Annotated in this window: 12 protein-coding genes; 8 read left to right on the top strand and 4 right to left on the bottom strand. The window is 41.8% G+C overall.

The features are described from left to right. Window positions 1–17: 17 nt before the first annotated feature. Together V7783_RS05140 and V7783_RS05145 are read right to left on the bottom strand one after the other, a co-directional pair. A complete protein-coding gene (locus tag V7783_RS05140) occupies window positions 18–443 on the bottom strand; it encodes a thiol-disulfide oxidoreductase DCC family protein (RefSeq protein ID WP_335677792.1) in 426 nt (141 codons plus the stop codon). A gap of 22 nt (window positions 444–465) precedes the next feature. Then, window positions 466–1077: a LysE family translocator gene (locus V7783_RS05145; RefSeq protein ID WP_335677793.1), complete on the bottom strand. Its 612-nt coding sequence runs from the start codon at window positions 1075–1077 to the stop codon at window positions 466–468. A gap of 332 nt (window positions 1078–1409) precedes the next feature. On the opposite strand from V7783_RS05145, the gene V7783_RS05150 reads away from it, so the two are divergent. The 4 genes from V7783_RS05150 to V7783_RS05165 are packed head-to-tail and all read left to right on the top strand — an operon-like array spanning window position 1410 to window position 5799. After that, window positions 1410–2222 (top strand): hypothetical protein, encoded by an 813-nt coding sequence (locus V7783_RS05150; protein WP_335677794.1) that lies wholly within the window; start codon window positions 1410–1412, stop codon window positions 2220–2222. Continuing rightward, window positions 2223–3263, top strand: coding sequence for an extracellular solute-binding protein (locus V7783_RS05155; protein WP_335677795.1), 1041 nt, complete (start codon window positions 2223–2225; stop codon window positions 3261–3263). Continuing rightward, window positions 3263–4762, top strand: a complete 1500-nt coding sequence (locus tag V7783_RS05160; protein WP_335677796.1) for an ABC transporter permease — start codon at window positions 3263–3265, stop codon at window positions 4760–4762. The genes V7783_RS05155 and V7783_RS05160 overlap by 1 nt, the downstream gene beginning before the upstream one ends. A gap of 14 nt (window positions 4763–4776) precedes the next feature. Further along, a complete protein-coding gene (locus V7783_RS05165; protein ID WP_335677797.1) occupies window positions 4777–5799 on the top strand; it encodes an ABC transporter ATP-binding protein in 1023 nt (340 codons plus the stop codon). 38 nt (window positions 5800–5837) lie between these two features. Here the strand turns inward: V7783_RS05165 and V7783_RS05170 are convergent, their stop codons facing one another. Next, complete coding sequence (locus tag V7783_RS05170) at window positions 5838–7376, bottom strand: EAL domain-containing protein (RefSeq protein WP_335677798.1); 1539 nt, start codon at window positions 7374–7376, stop codon at window positions 5838–5840. 327 nt (window positions 7377–7703) lie between these two features. Here V7783_RS05170 and V7783_RS05175 point away from each other — a divergent pair, with 327 nt between their 5' ends. Continuing rightward, the gene (locus V7783_RS05175; protein WP_335677799.1) at window positions 7704–8735 is read left to right on the top strand and encodes a LacI family DNA-binding transcriptional regulator; all 1032 of its coding nucleotides are present in this window, start codon (window positions 7704–7706) and stop codon (window positions 8733–8735) included. Window positions 8736–8762: 27 nt separating this feature from the next. On the opposite strand, the gene gtfA is transcribed toward V7783_RS05175, so the two are convergent. After that, window positions 8763–10235, bottom strand: coding sequence for a sucrose phosphorylase (gtfA, locus tag V7783_RS05180; RefSeq protein WP_335677800.1), 1473 nt, complete (start codon window positions 10233–10235; stop codon window positions 8763–8765). Between the two features lie 175 nt (window positions 10236–10410). On the opposite strand from gtfA, the gene V7783_RS05185 reads away from it, so the two are divergent. From V7783_RS05185 to V7783_RS05195, 3 genes are all read left to right on the top strand, one after another. Next, the gene (locus V7783_RS05185; protein ID WP_335677801.1) at window positions 10411–11640 is read left to right on the top strand and encodes an MFS transporter; all 1230 of its coding nucleotides are present in this window, start codon (window positions 10411–10413) and stop codon (window positions 11638–11640) included. A gap of 167 nt (window positions 11641–11807) precedes the next feature. Next, window positions 11808–14216 carry a TonB-dependent receptor gene (locus V7783_RS05190; protein WP_335677802.1) on the top strand — a complete coding sequence of 803 codons (2409 nt, stop codon included), beginning with the start codon at window positions 11808–11810 and terminating at the stop codon, window positions 14214–14216. 64 nt (window positions 14217–14280) lie between these two features. After that, window positions 14281–15234, top strand: coding sequence for a carbohydrate kinase family protein (locus V7783_RS05195; protein WP_335677803.1), 954 nt, complete (start codon window positions 14281–14283; stop codon window positions 15232–15234). Window positions 15235–15251: the final 17 nt, after the last annotated feature.

Genomic DNA, 15251 nt, shown 5'->3' on the forward strand with positions numbered 1-15251 from the left:
TGGTATGCCTTTAATATTTATAAGTAGTGTTGATCATACTCATCACTTGGCAGCACGCAATAATTATATTGGCCAAATAATCGATAGCGATTAAACGCAATGCGATCATATGCCCAATCGCGCACACTTTTAGGAATTATTCGCAGAATTTTAACAAAGCGCCACAGCCCGCCAAGTTGTGAGACTACGTTGATCACCCCATCGCTTTGTGTGATACATTGACTGTTTTCAACATAGATCATGGTTTTGAAGCTATCCGTTGGGTAGCTAAAGTGCTTGAGTATTGCTTGGCCTTTTAGAGACTGCACACTGCATAATTTAAAGTGTAGTTTGCTATCGTGTTTAATAATAAAATTGCACCAGGCACTGCAGAGCCGACACTGCCCGTCGAATAAAATGATTTTATTGTTTTGCATTAATTGTTGTGCATTAAAAGTAGCCATAAAGGTTACGCTATAGCATAAATTATTTACTTGAGGCCGCCAGACCCACTCCAAACCCAACAAATACACCACCACTGACTTTATTGAGAATAGCACTGCCCTTTTCAGAGGCAAGCTTGGATTTAGCATAAGTAGCACCAAGCGCATAAACTGTATGAATAACAATAACCAGACAACTAAACGTCAGCGAAAGCAAGATAAACTGCGGAGCATACGCTTCGTTTAGGTTGATAAATTGCGGGAATATCGACATAAAAAAGATCACTGCTTTTGGATTCGATATTGAAACGAAGAAACCTTCCATAAAACATCTCAGCAAAGAGTTTTGTTGCGCTGCAACATGCGCATTCGTTTTCACTTTACTGCGGAACATTTTCACACCAAGATAAATCAGGTATACGGCGCCAACAATTTTCACTACATTAAACGCGAAGGCTGAGGTTGCCAAAATTATACCTAAACTGCTTGCTGAAATAATCGCGACTAAGAGAATTGCTAATGCAACACCAAAAACGCCTGCTAAGGTCTTAATAAAACCTCTTTGCATTGCATTATTTAAAGTCAGCATTACGGCAGGCCCAGGCAACAAAATAGTTGCAGCAGCGACGCCTATATAAATTAAGTAATTTTCCACATTTCCTCCGAGACTATGATAAACGCTGTTTAGATCCTCTGCGCTGAGGTACAAACCATATCCGAGTTGCACTTTGGCTGCAATCGCTCAATAGTCTTTTGACTGGTTATGGGTTTTAAAGTGTATTTATTTGTTACTTTTGCCCACAAATTAAGCAACTGCGTTATACAGTCTGCTCACTATCAATCACTACAGCCCATTAAATTCAAGAAAACACTTTAGAAACAAAGATAAAATGGGCATTTAACGGCAAATTTAGGTATATTGCTTTTAGCCATTTTTATCGATATGATAATGGCTATCATTTACAATTACCTTTCGGATCCTCAGTTATGAAAGCAGTATTCAAATCAGCTACAACTTTAGGTGTTAGCCTTCTTTTAATGTCAACATTTGTTGCACAACCTGTATTGGCGAATGGCCCAATTGGCGAACATGTAAATCACCTACAAGCAAATATTAAAGATTACTCAGAAGAAGTTGAATGGATGATCGGCAAAGTCGATACCATGGTAAGCGACTATGAAAGCAAAGGTGCTAAGGCCGTTAAAAGTGACGACCTCATCGAATATTGGGAATCAGTTAAATTCCACAGCGCAATTGAAACAAATTATGTGCCTGTATACGCATCAATCTGGCAAGGTATTTACGGCGTAAAAATGGCTATCGACAATAACCAACCAGCCAGCGAGGCACGTAAGCAACAAGCAGCCATGAACGCTGCACTGTGGCAAGGTCTTGGCGCAGTTAAACTTGCGGCGCAATTCCAACAAAAAGGTTTGCTCGCAAACGTTAAAGCTACCGCAACGGCCGGTATGACGCAAAGTGCCACGATTGATGAAATTAAACATAAACTTGACCGTGTTGTTGCAAAATACGCAGAGCGTTTAAGCGATGAAGCAACCAACATTGTTCATGACACTTACCTGCACCTGTTTGAAGGTGTTGAAGGCACGCTTATTGAGCAAGATGCAAAACTGGTTGAAGTACTAGAAAAAGATTTTAACGTAACGCTACCTAAAGCAATCGCTGATAACAAAAGCGTTGATGAAGTACGCGACGTCATAAACGATATGCACACTAAATTAGACCGCGCAAAAGTATTACTTGAGCAAGCCGAGAAAGCGCGTAAGGATGTATTTTAAGTGAAACGTAGGACCTTTATCCAAGGCCTAGCTGCGTTTGGGGCAATGGCTACATTACCATTGCCTCTGTCTCGCGCACTAGCAGCCAGCATTGCGAACCCTGTTTCTGTGGATGACTTACCAAAGCTAAAAGGTGAGCTGACCCTTTATTTAGGTCGTGGTGAAGGGGGATTATACGAAAATGTGCTACAAGCAATTGAGAAGAAGAACCCTGATTTTAAATTGGGTATTCGTCGCGGTCCTACGGCTGCTTTAGCCAATACTATTGTCGCTGAAGCAAAAGCGGGTGTGCACAGAGCTGATTTGTTTTGGGCTGTTGATTCTGGTGCGATTGGCCTAGTTTCTGATGCAGGCCTTGCACAGCCAATGCCGAGTGATTTATCAGCACAACTACAGCCGCAATTTCGCTATAAAGACTGGGCGCCTGTTACAGGCCGTATTCGTACCTTACCGTATAACACGTCACGTTTAACAAAAGAGCAAATTCCAACCAACATCATGGAAATTGCTGACAGCGACTTAAGCATTGGTTGGGCACCAGCGTATGCCTCGTTTCAATCATTTGTAACGGCAATGCGTATCCTTGAAGGTGACGATAAAACAGCAAAGTGGCTGAAAAAAGTTAAAAAACGCGCTAAAACCTACGCAGGTGAATTAGGCGTAGTGATGGCCGTTGAACGTGGTGAAGTTGATATTGGTTTTGCAAATCATTATTACACGTTGCGTTTAAAATCAGGTAAACCAGATGCCAAGCTTGATTTAGCGTTTACCGAGCAAGATGCTGGCTGTTTAGTCAATGCTTCTGGCATTTTAGCGCTAAGCGACGATCCACTTGCGACTAACTTTATGCGCTACTTATTAAGTACTGAAGTACAAGGTTACTTAGCCCGTGAAGCGTATGAGATCCCACTTATTAATGGGGTAGCGCAGCCTGAAGGATTACCTCCATTGACCAGCATCTCGCCACCTAAGATAGACTTAACTCAGCTCGCTGATTTACGGCCAACGATTAATTTGATGCGTAATAACGGCGTACTGTAATGCGACTACCCCCTTCTTACCCAATGGCGCTGCTTGCAGCGCTCATTACGTTAACCCCTATTGTTATTTTAATTACGCTGGCCACTGATGCCAGCTCTTTGTTTGATAGCCATAATTTAAAAATTCTCGGCAATACGCTGTCACTTATGGTGCTCACTGTTATTGGCTCCATTGTGATCGGAGTGCCACTGGCTTTTATTAGTGCGTATGTCCATTTGCCTTTTAAAAAGGTGTGGCTAGTGTTTTTTGCAGCCCCTTTAGCTATTCCCAGTTATATTGGCGCCTTTACCCTTTATGCGGCTTTTGGCTCAGGGGGGGAGATCCATAACCTACTCGGCATTGAACTGCCCTCGATGGATGGCCTCAGTGGCGCCGCAATTGTTATGACGCTTTACACTTTTCCATTTGTGATGATGACTACCCGCTCGTCATTGCTCAGTCTTGATGCAAGCATGGTTAATGCCGCCCGTACCTTAGGTATGTCGATGACGCAAAGTGTGTTTAAAGTTATTTTACCGCGAGTGGTCAATGGTATTGCCGCAGGTTCATTATTAGTTGCGCTGTATACCTTGTCAGACTTTGGTACACCAGCGATGATGCGCCTTGATACCTTCACTCGGGTTATTTATGTTGAGTACAATTCCTTTGAACTAAGTCGCGCTGCTATGTTGTCGTTACAATTATTAGTGATCGTTGGTTTTTTACTGTTGATTGAATCACAAATAAAAACCGCCAGCGAACGCCACGGCCGAGCATTAATGCTATTCCCAAAAAAGTGGCAACTAGGCGCCATGTTTGCTACGTTTGCGCCAATTTTATTGTTAGCTATAGGCTTACCACTGACTATATTTACACTGTGGCTCGCCCGCGATGGCTTTAGCTCATTTGATTTTAGTATTGCATGGAATTCAGCGTATGCATCGGCTATCGCTGCCGTGGTGGCTGTCATCGTCGCAATACCTGTGGCGCATGCCGCTCTCAGTGGTAAAACCGGCCGTGTAATGGAACGCGTAACATATTTTGGCTTTGGTATTCCAGGCATAGTGATGGGTACTGCCTTAGTGTATGGCGGCCTGCAATTGCCATTTTTATATCAAACCTTAGGATTATTAATTATTGCCTATATGCTGCGCTTTTTACCTTTAGCCGTAGGCTCTGTTCGTACCAGTACCGAACACCTTGACCCGAGCTTAGTGAAATCAGCGCGAGTCCTCGGTGCCAGCCCTCGCGAGGCCTTTACCCGAATTACCTTACCACTGACAATGCGTGGTATCATCGCAGGCGCCGCTTTAGTGTTTTTAGAGTCAATGCGTGAATTAGAAGCCACGTTATTACTTGGCCCCACTGGCTTTGAAACATTATCAACTTATTTGTGGCGTGTTTATGAAGCGGGCTATTTTGGTCGTGCCGCTATTCCAGGGTTATTATTAGTGCTGATCTCTGCCTGCGGTTTAGCTATTATGATGTCTGGCGAAAAACGTAACCAACCCGAACACTGAGGATTTAAATACAAATGCTATCTGTAAGTCAGTTGTCTATAGATTATGGCAGTAACCGTGTAGTAAGCGATCTAAACTTAGCGCTTGGTGAAAGCGAAATCCTCATGCTAGTAGGCCCTACCGGCTGTGGAAAAAGTACTATTTTACAAGCTTTGGCTGGGCTTATTCCGATCAGTGCAGGGGAAATAAATTTAGGCAAATGGCGTGCAACGCCAAAGCTTACAGTACCTCCTGAAAAACGCAGTGTCGGTATGGTATTTCAAGACTTTGCGTTATTTCCTCATTTAACTGTTGAGCAAAATATTTGCTTTAGGTTAAAAGACAACGCTATTGCCGATCATTGGATCACCTTACTTGGTCTTGACGCATTTCGTAATAAAAAGCCAGCAACCCTTTCTGGCGGGCAAAAACAACGCGTAGCACTTGCACGCACGCTTGCTCATCAGCCTGACTTTGTATTACTTGATGAGCCACTTTCAAACCTCGATGCAGCACTCAAAGATATGCTGCGCTGGGATATTCGCAATGCCCTTAAAAACGCAGGCGTACCAGCAATTTGGGTAACCCACGACCAAGAAGAGGCCCTGTCAGTAGGCGACCGCGTTGGCGTACTAGATGGCGGTAAAATTCAACAAATTGATACCCCTGAGCGTTGTTTTAGCATCCCTAACAACCGCTTTGTTGCGCGTTTTTTAGGTGAAGCAAGTTTTATTAGCGGTCAGTTTGCAAATAACCAAGCAACCACAGCGATTGGCAACGTACCTGCTCACGGCGTTGATTGCCAACAAGGTGACGTAGACGTTTTACTGCGCCCTGACGATGTGATGCTAGTGCAAGGCGAGATTGGCAATAATGGTGTAGTTGTATGGGTGCGTTTTGAAGGTGGCAGCCGCTTATGTGCGGTAGAGCTTAGCTGCAAAACCGTTGTTACAAGCCGAGTAAGTCATGAGGTGGTTGTCAGTCCTGGCGATCAAGTTCATGTATCTTTAAGCACTTCTCACCCACTGGCGGTGTATCAACGGGTTGTTCAAAATTAAGCTAAAACTTACAGTTAACACATTCATAAAGCCCATACTTATGGGCTTTTTTGCTTACCCATAAACTGTTTAAATTGTTTTATAGCCATAGGCTTACCGTATTTCCAGCCTTGTCCATACTGTACACCTGCCATTTTTAAAATAGCTTCTTGCTCTTGCGTTTCAATACCTTCGGCAACACAGGTATAACCAAGCTTGGTTACTAACTCCATAATATTGGGGATCATTGAAGCTTTTAATCCTGCAGTAGCAATATCTTGTACAAAGGTGCGATCAATTTTAAGTTGATGAAAACTTAAATTTTGCAAATTCGCTAAGTTAGAGTAACCCGTACCAAAGTCATCGATTGATAGCGTAAATCCAGCATCAGCCAAACTTTGTAAATGGCTATGGGCAATACTTGAATCGAGATACTCATCTTCGGTGATCTCTAAACAAATACTGAACCGAGACTCATGCAATGATGGCATATGGATCAACTCTGACAATTTGCCTTGTTGAACATCGTACGGAAAAATATTTAACGAGACTTTAAACTCATCCGGCAGCTGAGGTGCATCACTGAGCTCGTGTAAAATGGTGGTGATCATTGCTTGCGTAAACAGCCATGTTTGTTGATGTTTACGAATTAAAGGAATAAATTCATCAGGAGTAAGCGTGCCAAATTTGTCTTTAAAGCGTGCTAAAACTTCACAACCAATCACCTGTTGCGTTTGTAAGTTGATGATCGGCTGATAAGTCCAGTAAAAAGAATGTTGATGCAACCCTCTGCGTACCCTACGCCATGTTGAACGTTTAGTCGCCATATAATAATTAGCCAATAAACCTGCCGATAAGCCCGCTAACACACACAATGTAAGGCAAATTAGAAACAGCATCCTTTTTTTGCTGATGTACTCCCACCATGGCGAAAATACTGCAACGCAGTAATTCGGGGTCACTTGACTGCACACCACTAAACTCTCATACGGTAATACCATCGCAGAGCTTATTTTTTCATACACGCCCTCAGTACCTGTTAAGTGATTAATTGTTTTATTACTTTTGAAAAAAACCTGCCAAGTCTTTGTATTAATGTTGTGCAGATCAATTTTAGAGGGTTGAATGATGACGTTATAGTTATGTTGGCGCACAATAATGACTTGCATGATACGCTCAGGAAATAAAATCAAAGAAAATGAAGGAGCAAACCGAACTCGTACACCATCACGCTCTATGTAATCAGGCTCTTTATCATTGAGCGGTGTTGCAAGTAAGCCGTTGCCCGCTGTACAGACTAATTTATCGTTTTTAAAATAACCGATATCAATAACATAAGTTGCGTCAAATAGTGCTCTGCGCATGGCCAATAATGTGCTGTCATTGCATTGTGTAAAATTCAGCGAGTGTAACGCAGACAGTAATTTTTCGCGCTCAGCATCAGCTGCATCAACATGATTGATTAGTAAAGTTGCATCTGCTTGTATTTGCTGTCCTAGCCGTTGCCCTGCAAAGCCCGCCATAACAACAACACCGAAAACAAACACGAGCAGGCCAAATACCCCGGTAAGTAATGATTTTTGTTGGTACTTTTTCATCAATGCTACGTCACTACCTTATTATTATTGTTATTATCGTATTTTAAAGTTTAGGTTATTTGATACTTTTTAGCTATCCATCAATTTAACATTTTAATAGCAACAAAAACTATATCAATTAAAATCATATATTTAAAACACTATACAAACCCCTTAACCAATGCTTTTGTCGTAGTTTACTCTTATGGCAAAACAATTATTTTAAATTAGAAACAACAATAATAAATAAACTCTGTTCAATTTTAGCCGAGTGTAATTAACGCTTTGATTTAAGTTCAAATATGTTAATTTATCGACTCTATCAAGTTGACTATTTTTGAGAGCGGTATGAGTAAAAAAAATCATTGGACATTAAAAAGCATCGCAAAAGAACTTGGCGTTTCTAATGCGACTGTTTCCAATGCTTTTAATCGCCCCGACCAACTATCAAAAAGCCGTCGTGAATCTATCTTGGCCGCGTGTAAGGAACTTGGCTATTTTGGGCCAAATAAAGCAGCTCAATCTCTGCGCCGCGGTAAATTTAATATTGTTGCATTGGTACTTCCTGACAGTATTGAGTATATGGTGTCTGATCCTGTTGCTAGTAGCTTTATGCGTGGCGTGGCTTCTGTACTTGAAAAAGACGGTATCAACCTTTTGTTATTTTCAGGCAATAGCGAAAACCTGAATAATGTTGTTGATTTTGTTGATGGCTTTATTTGTTATGGTCGTCCACGTAATCAATCATTAGTAGAGCAGTTAAAAACAGTACCTAAGCACGTGGTTACTGTTGATTTTGATATAGACCGAAATGCCTCGGTTAATATTAATAATGAGCAAGCAAGTTATGAAGTAGCAAAGCATGCCTTACACAATAAAGACGATCAAGTTGCTATTTTGGGGCTGCGATTGCTGGATGAAAATGTGTTGTGTCGTGTTTACGATCATCATGAGTGTGAGGCTGGTCAATCAATAGCTCACCAACGTTTACGTGGTTATCAACAAGCACTTAGCGAGCTTGATATCCCTATTGCCGAAGACCGTATTTGGAATATTCCAGAAAGTAGTGAACGCTTTGCCAGCATTGCCGCCAAAGAAGCACTGTGTAGCTTACCGCGCCCTTCTGTTTTGCTTTGCATGAGTGATCTTATAGCGCTAGCGGCAATGCGCGAAGCAATTAAAATGGGCTTAAAAATCCCTGACGATATTAGGATTGTCGGGTTTGATGGAATTGATGAAGCACAACGGTTCGTACCTAAGCTAACCACCATCCACCAAAATAGTGAAGAAAAAGGTGCATTGGCTGCCAATTTATTTATCACAAAAGAAGAGCAAAAAGCACTCATTAACTACGAGTTACAACTCGGCCAAAGTGGCTAATAAGTGCTTAGCTAACCTGAACTTAGCTTAATTCAATAAATCGCTTAATGAGGTGAGTATTTGCTCATTCTCATTATGCTCAATAATAAGCGCTTCGCGACGTGCAAAATTAATTTTAAGTTCAATCCCTTGCTTGGCTTGCTGCCATTTTAAGCTACAACAATTTTCGCTGCCTGAAACACTAAACTCTCCGTTAAACGCACTGTGAGCATTACGTATCGCGATTAATTTTAGCAATCCTTGTACAACGGGCTTCGCCAGTGACTGAGCAATAATATCTGCATCTAAATAAGGGCGGTTAATATCACGTCCTACATTAGATTTTGCCAGTAACTCCATGTCGTTTTCACAAGCGAAAAGGCCACCGTAATAAACTTGCGGCACACCAGGGGCAAAAAACTGGATCGCTCTTGCAACTAAGTAATCAAAGTCATTCGCGGCTAAAGCATTATAGTAAGTGCAATTTACCTGGTATAAATCAACATTACTAGCAGCAGCCCCGGTTGCTTGGCGGCTTTGGTTATTACTATTGGCATGAATAGTTTCAACTAAGTTGTCTATTTGCGCTGCATTTAAAAGCCCTGCTTTATCCCCCATAGGTCCCGCATCAATAATGCCAATACCATCGTGGGTATCAAGAACCGTTAAGCAATTACGCGGGGAAATTTCTAACCATTTAACCAACGCGTCACTAGTGTTGGTAAATAAACTATGTAAAATTAGCGGTGGTAATGCAAAGTCGTACACCATGTTAACGCGTTTTGCGACTTCAACCTGAGTTTGATAATGGCTGTGGATCTCAGCAATGGTTTCCATCCCAAGTTCATTCGCTTGTGCTGATAGTTTATCTAAGTAATCAAAGGTTTTATCTAACATAAAGCAGTTAGTTCCAGCCTCTTTAATTGCATAACCGGCTGCATCTAAACGAATTATATTAACCTTGTTTTGTGCAAACTTAGTCAGTACGTTATCAAGATATTCAATACCCGCAGCAGATTTAACATTAATATCTATTTGGTTATCAGTGAAAGTAGTCCAAAACTCATAAGTTTTACCATTACCGCAAGTAATTGGTGTAAAACAGCTACCTGGTCGTGGGCGATAAATAGCGGCCTGTTCAGCGTCACTCATACCATTTGGAAATACATCCTCTTTTGTTAAAAACAAATCCCAATACGCTGACTCTTCACCTTGTTGTAGTACATCTTTAAATTGAAACGACTGCGCTGACACATGATTTACGATTAAATCGGCCATCAAATCATAGCTTTCGCCCAAGCTGTGGATATCCTGCCACGAGCCAATTCGCTCATCAACGGCACTATGATCTATGGGATCAAACCCAGCATCACTGCCATCAATTGGGTTATAAAAAGGCAATAAATGAACGCCACCGAAAACCCCTTCTAGTGGGCCATTGAGTAAGTCACTCAAAGCACTGATGCCTTGTCCTGTAATTCGATCTGCGTATGTGATCAGTTGAACTTTATTTTTCATCATGTGTAAATACCAAGTTGAATCTTAATCGATTAAGATATATCTTTAACTAGGAAACCAATTATTACAAGAAGTTTTTACAAAACTGACACAAAAACGGGGTGGTTAAACTATCATTTAATAATTAATCTATTGAGTTAATTATAAAAATGCTTAATCGCCTAACGAGGATATAAAGATGAACAAAACACACACACTCGTTAGCAATACGTCATTGCAACACATACGCTGGTTAACATATATGATGTTCTTTATGTTTGCCATGACCTCAGATGCGGTTGGCATGATCATTCCTGAGTTGATCAAAGAATTTAATTTAACCATGACCCAAGCCAGCGCATTTCATTATGCCCCTATGGCTTTAATTGCCTTTAGTGGCCTTTTCTTGGGCTTTTTAGCCGATAGCTTTGGCCGTAAACAAACTATAATGTTGGGCTTGTTTATATTCTCCATCAGCTGTTTTTTGTTTGCTATTAGCAGCAGTTTCATTATTTTTGTGCTGCTTTTATGTTTAATAGGTTTAGCAATCGGACTATTTAAAACTGGTGCCCTAGCATTACTTGGTGATATTTCACACAGTAACAACGATCACACTAAAACCATGAACAAGGTGGAAGGATTCTTTGGTATAGGCGCGATTGTAGGGCCTGCTTTAGTCAGCTTTCTATTAACCCAACAAGTAAGTTGGACGTATTTATACATTATAGCTGGGGTCATGTGCTTAATTCTGGTCGTCCTTGCGTGGCGCGCAGAATACCCGCCAGTTGTTAAAACGACAGCAAAGCCAACCTCATTAGCAACCACCATGAGAATGGTTAAAAACCCTTATGCACTGGGCTTCTCGTTAGCAATAGCACTGTATGTTGCAACTGAAGTTGCTATTTATGTGTGGATGCCAACCTTACTCGCTGATTACACTGGATCATGGACATTAATGGCGACTTACGCACTAACCATCTTCTTTATCCTGCGTGCCGCTGGTCGTTTTATTGCAGTGTGGCTACTAAATCGCTTTAGCTGGCAAAGTGTCATGGTGTGGCTAAGCTTAGGTATTGCCCTTTGTTATGTGGGCACACTCATTGGCGGCGTTAATGCTGCGGTATTGTTATTACCTTTATCTGGGTTGTTCATGTCAATGGTCTACCCGACCCTAAACTCTAAAGGCATTTCTTGTTTTGCGGTACAACAACATGGCGCAGTTGCCGGAGTCATTTTGTTTTTTACTGCGCTTTCAGCGGCTTTAGCTCCTTTGTTTATGGGTATGATCAGTGACTTATTTGGTCATGTAAAATACGGCTTCATCCTCGCTACCGGCTTTGCAGTACTGCTATTTTTAGCCATGTTATATAACTACTTCAAAGATCCGTCAGCCGATGCATTGCAGCAAATTGGTACACAACAAAGATGATTTACTGAAAATAACACTCAAAAAAAACGTCTTTAAAAACAATGCTAGCTAAAATAATCAACGTTAAACTGCAAAAATAAGTTGCTTAATGTAAAAACTTTGTTATTTTTACTTAATCGATTAAGTAAAAATAACATTCCACTGGATAAACAACCAACGAGACAACTATGACAACACACAACACATCCGTTTATTTACTAAGCGCTCTCGCGTTAGCTGTTAGCCAAGGTATTTGTGCACAGGAAACAACTGAGCAACCAACACAACCCCAAGCCAACAAAGGTTTAGAAACCATTGTTGTGACCGGTGTACCACGACGCACCACAATCATGGCATCGAGTGTATCGGTTAGTAGTGTTTCTTTAAGCGAAATTGAAGTAGCCACTCCCCGCTCAACTGCCGAGGCGTTTCGAATTATTCCCGGAGTTCGTGCGGAGTCAACCGGTGGTGAAGGTAATGCAAATATCGCCGTGCGTGGTTTACCTGTCGCATCCGGTGGTGCAAAGTTCTTACAATTACAAGAAGATGGCCTACCTGTTATGCAGTTCGGCGATGTATCATTTGGTAACGCTGATATCTTTATGCGCCTTGACAGCACAGTGCAAACTGTCGAGTCTGTGCGTGGTGGCTCTGCTTCCACTGCAGCAAGCGACGCCCCTGGTGGGATTATCAATCTGATCTCAAAAACGGGTGAAGAAGAGTCTGGCAGTGTAGCCACAACAATTGGCCTAGATTATGACTCTTTACGCACTGATTTTGAATACGGCACATACTTAAACGACAGTGTACGGTTTCATGTTGGTGGCTTTATTCGCCAAGGTGAAGGCCCACGTGAAGCAGGTTACACAGCAAATAAAGGCGGGCAAATTAAAGCCAATATCACTAAAGAGTTTGATGCCGGCTATGTACGCCTTTACTACAAACACCTAGACGACCAAAGCATTGGTTATTTGCCAATGCCAATGTATTCCGATGGCAGTTCAATAAAAGGTTTCGATTCACAATCTGATACACCGCATTCAGCACAGTTTTTATCAACAACACGTTTAGACGGTAATAACCAAATTAGTCGCGGTGATATGCGCAACGGTATGAACCCTAAAGTGAATGCTATCGGTTTTGAAGCAGTGTTTGACTTAGACAACGATTGGCGTATTGAAAACCGCTTTAGGAAATCAACTATTCGCGGTAATTTCATCTCATTAATTCCAGCTGAAGTTGGTAATGCCAGTGATATTGCCGCCAGTATTGCAGGCAGTGGCGCGACACTTAACTACGCAACTGGTGGCTCACAAGGGCAAGCATATAGTGATGAACTTGCCATGCGTATTCATACCTTTGACGTTAGCATCAATGACTTTGGCTCTATCGTTAACGATTTAAAGCTAACTAAAGAGCTGGGTGATGACACTAGCCTGACATTTGGTTACTACGCGTCAAGCCAATCAATTAGCATGTCGTGGCTTTGGAATTCTTATTTAATGGAATTAAAAGGCGATAACGCAGCATTACTTGATGTATTTGCACAAAATGGTGATAGCTTCTCAGATAACGGTTTATACGCTTATGGCACGCCTTATTGGGGTAGTGATTGTTGTCAGCGTAACTATGATACTGACTACGAAACCCGCGCACCTTATGTTGCTTTTTCAACTAAGTTTGGTGATGTAAGCATTGATGCAAGCGCCCGCTATGACAGTGGTGAAGCGCGCGGTAACTATGCTGGTGCGGTTACATCAAGCGTTGATATGAATCGCGATGGCACAATTTCAATCCCTGAGCAAAATGTGGCAGGAATAGATATTAGCAACCCAAGCATCGTTAATTACGATTGGAATTACACCTCTTATTCTGTCGGTGCGAATTACCAAATTGATCCTAGCTTGGCGGCGTTTGCCCGTATAAGCCAAGGTGGTCGCGCCAATGCTGATCGCTTGTTATTTGGTAAAGTAGCTGCTGATGGCTCGGTCGCTGATGAAGATGCCGTAGATGAAGTAAATCAGTACGAATTTGGCGTTAAAAAGCGCTTTGACTCATTGTCAGTATTCGCCACCGCATTTTACGCAGAAACGGAAGAGCAAAACTTTGAAGCCACTTCACAACGCTTTTTTGACCGTGAATATGAAGCGAAAGGAATTGAACTTGAATCAACCTATTTCATTGATTCGTGGGATTTTCGCGGCAACCTGACCTGGACGGATGCTGAGATAGCTAAAGATGCATTGACCCCAGAAGTGGTTGGTAATACACCACGTCGCCAAGCTGATTTTATATACTCACTCATGGCGCGTTATAACTTTGAGCAAGGCGCAGCTGGTTTAAGCTTTATTGGCACCACTGATGCGTATGCACAAGACAATAACGATCTTAAGTTTGATGGCTATACTCAAGTTAACGGCTTTGTCAGTTATGACTTATCTGAAAACCTGAATCTCGCTTTCAATGTCAACAATTTATTTGATACTGTCGGTATTACAGAAGCTGAAGAAGGCAGTGTACCAGCGAACAACATTATTCGCGCCCGAGCCATCAATGGCCGCACCACCTCATTAACGCTCAAGTATCTGTTTAACTAATCGCGTTAACCTTCGAGCATGTTTTAGCCCAGTTATTATAGCTGGGCTTTTTAAGGTTTTAAAAATGACTAAATTACTCAGCTTCGGTGAGTTACTCATCGATATGTTACCTCATGATAATGACAATACCGCTTACTCTCCAATTCCTGGCGGCGCACCAGCGAATGTAGCTGTTGGCTATGCAAAACTTGGTGGAAATGCGGCATTTTGTGGTGGTATGGGAGATGATTATTTTGCTACGCAATTAAATGATGCTCTAGTGCAATATGCGGTAAATACACAGTATTTATTTACCATTGCAGGCTCACAAACTGCGATGGTGATGGTAAGCCTTGATGAACTAGGGGAGCGCAGCTTTAATTTTTATCGTCATAACACAGCTGACCTTTTATTGACTGAGCAACATCTTCAACAAATACAATGGCACGATTTCTCCACTTTTCATTTTTGCTCAAATACACTCACGGACAACCACGCAGCATATACCACTATTTCGGCATTAGAGCATGCGAGGCAACATAATATTTTGCTCAGCTTTGACGTTAATTTGCGGTATAGCTTATGGCAAGATACAGCTCAAATTGCAGACGCAGTGGCCCGTTGTTACGAGTTTTGTGACATCATCAAACTCTCTAAAGATGAACTTATTTTTTTAGCCAAACAAAATCATAAGCAGCCAAAGGCCTATCTTGATGAGCTGCTGGCCTGTGGGGTTAAACTCATTTTTGTAACTGATGGCGCAAACCCTGCCCAAGCACTCAGTGAACATTTCAACATAATGCTACAAGCCCCAGAAATAAAAGCAGTAGATACCACCAGCGCTGGTGATGCTTTTATTGCGGGTGCACTGTATTACTTTAATCATTTCAACAACGACACAGCTGTGCACGAACAAATTCTAAATGAAGCAATAGTTACTCAGGCCATGGACTTTGCCTTGCGTTGTGGTGCACAAGCTTGCTTAAAGAAAGGGGCTTTTCCTGCGCTACCTTACTTGGATGAAGTGTTAACAAACTAAGTAGATATTTCTTTTAT

The sequence above is a fragment of the Pseudoalteromonas sp. genome, assembly GCF_036960685.1.
Lineage (GTDB): Bacteria > Pseudomonadota > Gammaproteobacteria > Enterobacterales > Alteromonadaceae > Pseudoalteromonas.

What these genes read in the sequence shown, in the direction of transcription:
- V7783_RS05140 (WP_335677792.1), bottom strand. Translation starts at nt 443, where the DNA reads ATGGCTACTTTTAATGCACAACAATTAATGCAAAACAATAAAATCATT.
- V7783_RS05150 (WP_335677794.1), top strand. Translation starts at nt 1,410, where the DNA reads ATGAAAGCAGTATTCAAATCAGCTACAACTTTAGGTGTTAGCCTTCTT.
- V7783_RS05160 (WP_335677796.1), top strand. Translation starts at nt 3,263, where the DNA reads ATGCGACTACCCCCTTCTTACCCAATGGCGCTGCTTGCAGCGCTCATT.
- V7783_RS05165 (WP_335677797.1), top strand. Translation starts at nt 4,777, where the DNA reads ATGCTATCTGTAAGTCAGTTGTCTATAGATTATGGCAGTAACCGTGTA.
- V7783_RS05170 (WP_335677798.1), bottom strand. Translation starts at nt 7,376, where the DNA reads ATGAAAAAGTACCAACAAAAATCATTACTTACCGGGGTATTTGGCCTG.
- V7783_RS05175 (WP_335677799.1), top strand. Translation starts at nt 7,704, where the DNA reads ATGAGTAAAAAAAATCATTGGACATTAAAAAGCATCGCAAAAGAACTT.
- gtfA (WP_335677800.1), bottom strand. Translation starts at nt 10,235, where the DNA reads ATGATGAAAAATAAAGTTCAACTGATCACATACGCAGATCGAATTACA.
- V7783_RS05185 (WP_335677801.1), top strand. Translation starts at nt 10,411, where the DNA reads ATGAACAAAACACACACACTCGTTAGCAATACGTCATTGCAACACATA.
- V7783_RS05190 (WP_335677802.1), top strand. Translation starts at nt 11,808, where the DNA reads ATGACAACACACAACACATCCGTTTATTTACTAAGCGCTCTCGCGTTA.
- V7783_RS05195 (WP_335677803.1), top strand. Translation starts at nt 14,281, where the DNA reads ATGACTAAATTACTCAGCTTCGGTGAGTTACTCATCGATATGTTACCT.